The organism is Corallococcus sp. CA053C, from assembly GCF_003611675.1.
GTDB lineage: Bacteria > Myxococcota > Myxococcia > Myxococcales > Myxococcaceae > Corallococcus.
Genome location: NZ_RAWA01000478.1, coordinates 1 through 6743, shown reverse-complemented (window position 1 = coordinate 6743; position 6743 = coordinate 1). Strand labels below are relative to the sequence as shown.

Annotated in this window: 5 protein-coding genes; 4 read left to right on the top strand and 1 reads right to left on the bottom strand. The window is 71.8% G+C overall.

What is annotated here, in order from left to right; genetic code table 11:
* The first annotated feature begins 257 nt into the window (after positions 1 to 257).
* From D7V97_RS37815 to D7V97_RS37800, 4 genes are all read left to right on the top strand, one after another.
* The gene (locus D7V97_RS37815; protein ID WP_120615457.1) at positions 258 to 3032 is read left to right on the top strand and encodes a serine/threonine-protein kinase; all 2775 of its coding nucleotides are present in this window, start codon (positions 258 to 260) and stop codon (positions 3030 to 3032) included.
* A 39-nt stretch (positions 3033 to 3071) separates the two neighbouring features.
* A complete protein-coding gene (locus D7V97_RS37810) occupies positions 3072 to 4412 on the top strand; it encodes a sigma 54-interacting transcriptional regulator (protein ID WP_233583483.1) in 1341 nt (446 codons plus the stop codon).
* 64 nt (positions 4413 to 4476) lie between these two features.
* Positions 4477 to 5421, top strand: a complete 945-nt coding sequence (locus D7V97_RS37805) for a hypothetical protein (protein ID WP_147445141.1) — start codon at positions 4477 to 4479, stop codon at positions 5419 to 5421.
* A 23-nt stretch (positions 5422 to 5444) separates the two neighbouring features.
* Entirely contained in the window at positions 5445 to 5912 is a 468-nt protein-coding gene (locus D7V97_RS37800) for a DcrB-related protein (RefSeq protein WP_120615455.1), read from the top strand.
* Between the two features lie 7 nt (positions 5913 to 5919).
* Here the strand turns inward: D7V97_RS37800 and D7V97_RS44985 are convergent.
* A partial coding sequence (locus tag D7V97_RS44985) for a hypothetical protein (protein WP_158623537.1) occupies positions 5920 to 6743 on the bottom strand: 824 nt, incomplete at its 5' end.

Here is a 6743-nt window from a genome sequence, read left to right as displayed (position 1 = left end):
ACAGGAGAGAGGGCCATGTGCGCTCCAGAAGGGGGGATGCGAGTACCGCGATGCACGGACCCATTGCGGCTGTCGTGCCACCGGCCCCCATGTCTGTTTCCAGGGGTTTGACTCGCACCTTCCCCCCGCCCCCTGATGACCGCGGTCCGGTGCCTGATGACGGCTGTCACCAGGCAGGCGGCCTGACAGCGCACCGCGGCAGAACATGCGGCGCCAACGAGAGCCGAGGGTAGAGTTTCGGATCAGGTGGACCGCCCATGACAAAGAGAGACACCGGCAGGGGAGGCCCCGCAGGCACGGGCCCGTTGGACTCCGCGCGCTCGGGCGCAGGCACGGGACGGGGGACGGGCGCCCACGCGGGGCGTGCCCCGGAGGACGTGCCGCCCGTTCCGCAGGTGGGCCGCTACCTGTTGCTGCGGCGGCTGGGGCAGGGCGGCATGGGCGTGGTGTACGCCGCCTATGATCCGGACCTGGACCGCAAGGTGGCCCTCAAGCTGCTGCACCCGAACGCGCAGGGGAACGCGGAGGAGGCGCGCTCGCGGCTGTTGCGGGAAGCGCAGGCCATGGCGCGCGTCTCCCATCCCAACGTCATCCCCGTCTTCGACGTGGGCATGTGGGGCGACCAGGTCTTCGTCGCCATGGAGCTGGTGGACGGCGGCACGCTGGGCACCTGGCTGAAGGCGGCGAAGCGGCCCTGGCGCGAGGTGCTGGAGCGCTACCTGGCGGCGGGACGCGGGCTCCAGGCCGCGCACGACGCGGGGCTGGTGCACCGCGACTTCAAGCCCGCCAACGTGCTGGTGAGCCGCGCGGGCCGCGTCTACGTGACGGACTTCGGGCTGGCGCGGCAGGTGGGGGACACCTCCGTGGAGGCAGGGTCCCCGGAGGAGGCGGAGGTCCTCCAGGGCGCGGACCGGCGGATGCTGGAGACCACGCTCACCGAGGCGGGCCTGCTCGTGGGCACGCCCAACTATATGTCCCCGGAGCAATTCCGGGGCACGGCGCTGGACGCGCGCACGGATCAATTCAGCTTCTGCGCGGCGCTCTACGGCGCCCTCTTCGGCACGCGCCCCTTCGACCCGGGCAGCCTGAAGGCCTACGTCTCCAGCCAGGGCTCGGAGGCGGAGGGCACGCAGTCGCTCGGAGGCACGCAGCCGCTGACGCCCCCGCGCCCCGCCGCGCCGCCGCCCACGCTGATCCGCGAGCCGCCGCGCGACGTGAAGGTGCCCGCGTGGGTGCGGCAGGCGGTGATGCGCGGCCTGTCGCTGGACGCGGCCGGACGCTTCCCTTCCATGCAGGCCCTGCTGGGCGCGCTCTCGCAGGAGCAGCGCCTGGGCCAGCGCCGACGCTGGGTGGCGGCGACGGGCGTGGTGACCGCGACGCTGGCGGTGGCCGCGGGCGTGGCGTGGCAGCAGTCCCGGGTGTGCGTGGATGCCGGGGCGCTGATGGACGACGTCTGGACGCCGGAGGCGAAGGCGCGGCTGGAGTCCGCCTTCCGCGCCACCGGCAAGCCCTTCGCGGAAGGAATGGCTCAACGCACGGTGCAGGTGCTGGGGCAGTACGCGGACGGCTGGAAGCACCAGCGCGTCCAGGCGTGCGAGGACACGCGCGTGAACGCCGTCGTTCCGGAAGACCAGTTCGACCGGCAGGTGGTGTGCCTGGAGCGGCGCCGCAAGGACCTGCGCGCCACGGTGGAGCTGCTGGCCGGCGCGGACGCCGCCGTGGTGGAGAAGGCCGTGGACGTGGCGCACGCGCTGCCCACGCTGCACGAGTGCCAGGACGTGGAGGCGCTCGCCGAACAGCAGCGCAGGCCCTCCGACCCCGCCCTGCGCGAGGAGATCGAGAAGCTGGAGGGAAGCCTGTCGGAGGTCCGCGCGCAGGTGGACGCGGGCCGCTACAAAGCGGCGCTCGCGGCGGTGAAGCCCCTGGAGGCCCCGGTGGTGGCCACGGGCTATCTGCCTTTGAGGGCGGAGCTGCGCTTCCACCTGGGCTGGCTCCAGGAGCAGCTGGGGGACTCGCCCGCGGCGTCCCAGTTGCTGTCGCGCGCCGTGTTCGACGCGGAGGCGGGACGGGCGGACCGGCTGAAGGTCTCCATCCTCAACAAGCTGCTCTACGTGGAGGACGGACAGAAGCACTTCGGCCCGGCGACGAGCTGGGGCGAGCTCGCGGAGGCCACGTTGCAGCGGCTGGGCGGAGAGCCCGTGCTGGAGGCCGACGTCAAGGTGAACCAGGCGAACCTCGCTGTCTCCCAGGGGCACTTCGAGCAGGCCCGCGAGCGGCTGGTGCAGGCGCGCGCCCTCTACGACAAGGCCCTGCCAGCGCAGCATCCCAAGCGCGCGCGGACGCTCTTCCTCCTGGGCCGGGTGATGCGCGAATTGGGCGAGCCCACGCAGGCGCTCGCGATGATGGAGGACGCGCTGAAGCAGACGGAGGCGATGGTGGGCCCGCTCCATCCGGACGTGGCGCGCCGGCACGGCCTCCTGTCCTGGTCCCTGCGCGAATTGAAGCAGGACGACCGGGCGCTGCCGCATGCCCAGGCGGTGGTGGACATCTTCAAGGTCCTCTACGGCGAACAGAGCCCGCAGTTCGCGGAGGCGCTGGACGAGGTGGGCATGTGCCAGCTCGGGTTGAAGCGCTACGACGACGCGCTGAAGACCTACGAGCGGGCGCTGGCGCTCAAGCGCAAGGCGCTGCCCGCGGACGACGAGAAGCTCCAGCCTTCGTATGACGGGGTGGGGCAGGCGCTGTTGGGGCTGGGCCGGGCGCGCGACTCCGTGGAGCCGCTGACGCTGGCGGTGTCCTTCGCCTCCGCGCCCGCGGATGCGCTCGGCGAATCAGGCTTCGCGCTGGCCCGCGCGCTGTATGAGACGGGCCGTCCACCGGAGGCCCGAGGCGTGGCGACCCAGGCCCGGGGACGCTTCACCGAAGCGGGGATGGACGCGCGCGTGGGGGAGGTGGACTCGTGGCTCCAGTCGCTTCCGGCGGAGGCGCCCCGGCCGCCTGCCCGCACGCCTTCCCCTCCGCGGCGGCGGTGACGGCCCCCGGGCTCGCGGGTCGTGCTAGCGTCCGCCCCCGTGTCGCTGCCCCCCGACGACGATGAGGCGCTCCTGGATGCCACGGCCACCCTGAACCGGGGCCGTGCGGGTCTGGTGCGGATGGTGCTCCGGGTGCTGTCGGGCGCGGAGGCCGGCAAGAGCCACGCGCTCAAGCAGGGCACCTACGTGCTGGGCAAGGCGCCCACGTGCGACATCGTGCTCTCCGACAAGGCCGTGTCGCGCCAGCACCTGCGGCTGGAGGTGCACGACGAGCACGTGCTCGCGACGGACCTGGGCTCGCACAACGGCTCCTTCGTCGAGGGCCTGCGCTTCAGCGCCATGGAGCTGCGCCCCGGCAGCGTCATCACCCTGGGCACCACGGAGCTGAAGCTGGTGCCGGAGGACACGCGCGAGCGCTCGGTGCCGCTGTCCGCGAAGGACCACTTCGGGGCGCTCGTCGGCACCAGCCGCAAGATGCGCGAGGCCTTCACGCTGCTGGAGCGCATGGCACCCGGCGGCGCGGACGTGCTCATCCACGGTGAGACGGGCACCGGCAAGGACCTGTGCGCGGAGGCCATCCACCAGCAGAGCCCCCGCGCGAAGGGGCCCTTCGTCATCGTGGACCTGGCGGGCGTGCCGCCCACGCTCATCGAGTCGGAGCTCTTCGGCCACGTGAAGGGCTCCTTCACGGGTGCCCAGGGCGACCGCGCCGGCGCCTTCGAGCGCGCGCAGAACGGCACCGTCTTCCTGGACGAGATTGGCGAACTGCCCCTGGAATTGCAGCCGCGCCTGTTGCGCGTGCTGGAGCGCCGGCAGGTGAAGCGGGTGGGCGGCAACGACTACTTCACGGTGAACATGCGCGTGGTGGCCGCCTCGCACGTGAACCTGGAGCAGGCCGTCCAGCAGGGGAAGTTCCGCCGCGACCTCTTCCACCGGCTCGCCGTGCTGCGCGTCACGCTGCCCCCGCTGCGCGAGCGGCCGGACGACATCCCGCTGCTCATCGACGCGATGCTCAAGGGGATGGGCCGTCCGCCCAGCGCCCTGTCGGACCAGACGCGCGCGCTGCTCCTCCAGTACCCCTGGCCCGGCAACGTGCGCGAGCTGCGCAACGTGGTGGAGCAGGTGGTGAACCTGGGCGAAGAGGCGCTCCCGGACCTGGAGCCGCCCCAGGACGGGACGCGCAAGGGGCCGGAGCTGGACCTGCCCTTCAAGGAAGCCAAGGAGCACCTCATCGAGGGCTTCGAGCGCGACTACCTGAAGAACCTCATCGAGCGCTGCGAGGGCAACATCTCCCGGGCGGCCCGCGAGGCGGACATCGACCGTGTCTACCTTCGGAAACTCCTGAGGAAGCACGACCTGGATCCGTCCGGGGACCCTTAACACGCGGCGGCAATCCAGGTAGGATGGCATCCCTCATCCCCCTTCAGGAGCCCTCCTCTTGAGCGTGAACCTTTCTTCCCACCTCCGCCGTCCCTTCGAGCAGCGGGCGGAGGCGACCCCGGCCGCCCAGCCGCAGCAGACCGCGCAGCAGTTGGAGCTGCCGCAGGAGAAGGTCGTCACCCGGGTGGAGTCCGCGCGCACGCCCCAGCAGGTGGAGCAGGCCACGGACGCCTACGCGGCCGTGGGGGACTTGATGCGGGCGTGGTCGAGCCGCTTCCAGGCCGGCGGAGACGCGTCGGCGCAGGAGCCGGGCTTCGGCGTGGGGCCGGCGGGCGCGAACCCGGAGCCGGCCCCGGAGATTGGCGGCTGGGAGGCGGAGGGCTCGACGGAGGGCTCGGACTCCTCCGTGCTCAAGCAGACCAAGCAGACCAACTGCGGCGCCGCGGTGGCGGTGATGCTGAGCAAGGACCTGGGCACCGGCAAGACGCAGTCCGGGTCGGACACGCAGAAGATGGACGCGCTGGAGTCGCGCTTCACCGATGGCAAGGGCACGTCGCCGCACGAGCTGTCCAACATGCTGGCCAACCAGGGCCTCAAGGTGACGCAGACGTCGGCCGGGCTCGACAAGGACAGCCTGGATCAGACCCTCGCCCGCGGCGGCAAGGCCGCGGTGATGGTGGACTCCTGCCTGGTGGACCCCACGACGAAGGAAGGCGAGACGGGCCTCGCGCACTGGGTCTCCGTGGAGGGCAAGGACGACCAGGGCCGCTACCTGCTGAAGGACCCCAGCACGGGCACGCGCATCCCGGTGGATGCGCAGCGGCTGGCGGACTCGATGGAGATCAGCTGGGCGAAGCACCAGGGCGGCGGGATGATGCTCGTCGAGAGCGCCAACGGGGTCGGGGAGCCGCAGGCCGCGGCGGAGAGCGGGCAGAAGGTCGCCTCGATGGGCAACACCGACGGTGTCGGCTCCCGCGCCCAGGCCAACTTCGGCCGCGAGTCCTCCTGACTCCTGACAGGACCTTCTCCTCCATGGCCATTCCCAGGTCCATCCGTCACGGTCCGCTGCGCGTCGTCCTCCCCGAAGGCTGGTTCGACGCCAGCCAGATTGTCGCCGTGGGGCCGGAAGAGGACGGCTTCCGCTCGAACCTCGTCGTGTCACTGGAGCCGGCCGTCCCCGGTGAGACGCTGGAGCAGTACGCCGCGCGGATGCTGGAGGGAGTGCGGTCCGCCACCGACTTCCGCCACGTGTCGCAGAAGAAGGCCACCTTCGGCGCCAACTCGGGCGTGCTGCGCGAGTACACCTTCCGGATGGAGTCCCTGGTCCTCGCGCAGCTCCAGTTCTACGTGCTGCGCGAGCAGGTGGGCTTCACCTTCACGTACACGCAGCTGGCGAACCGGCTGGCCGCGACGCGGTCCGAGGCGGAGTCGCTGCTGGCGTCCGTGACGTTGGATTCGTCGGCGGAGCTGGCGCTGCGCCCGCTGCTCTTCCGCGCCTGAGCCCCGGTCAGACGACCAGGTGCTCCATGGCGCGCAGCCGCAGGAGCTGACGCGCCAGCTCCTGCACGCGCTCCACCTCCTGCTGGCCCATCGCCTTGCGCAGGGCGTGCTTCAGGTCCGTGGAGGCATTCAGGAGCAGCGTGCGCAGCTGCGCGTTGGTGAGCAGTGGGTTGAGGCGGCGCAGGTGGCCCACGAGCGCGCCCAGCTGCGCCAGTGACAGGCCCGCGACCATCACCTCTTTCGCGGAGCCCTCGTCCGGGCTCTGGCTGATGGCGAGCATCCACGGCGACACGAGCAGGGAGCGGGTGAACTCCCGCTCACAGGGCAGTCCCAGCCGCGCGCACTCCTGCACCAGCGGGCCGGCGTCGTGCCCGGAGATGACGGGTTGGATGCGGGCGGCCTCGTACTTCTGGAGCACCTCGTCGTAGCGCTTCCGGGCTTCGACGCCGGGCGGGGTGCGCTGGAACTCCGTGAAGGCGTCGTGCACCTCGCCCCGGAGCGCGCGCAGGAGCGTGGCGTCGTCGACGGTGGGGGGCTCGCCCAGCGCGGTGGCCAGGTACTGCCGGTCGTCGGGGACCGCGCTCGCGGACTTCCACCACTCGTGGGCGACGGAGCTTTCGCTCAGGACCACAGGCAGCGTGACGACGCCCTGGCGGCCGGGGTTGTTGAGGAAGTTGGACAGCTTCGTCGTCACCTCGGTGAGCCCGCGGTGGAGCCGGTTGATCAGCGCCAGGCGCAGCTTCGCGCGGCTCTCCAGGGCCTGCTTCGCGGTGTCCGGCGCCCGTCCGTCCGTGGCCGTGCGCTCGCGCGGGGACTCGGACGGGGTGGTGG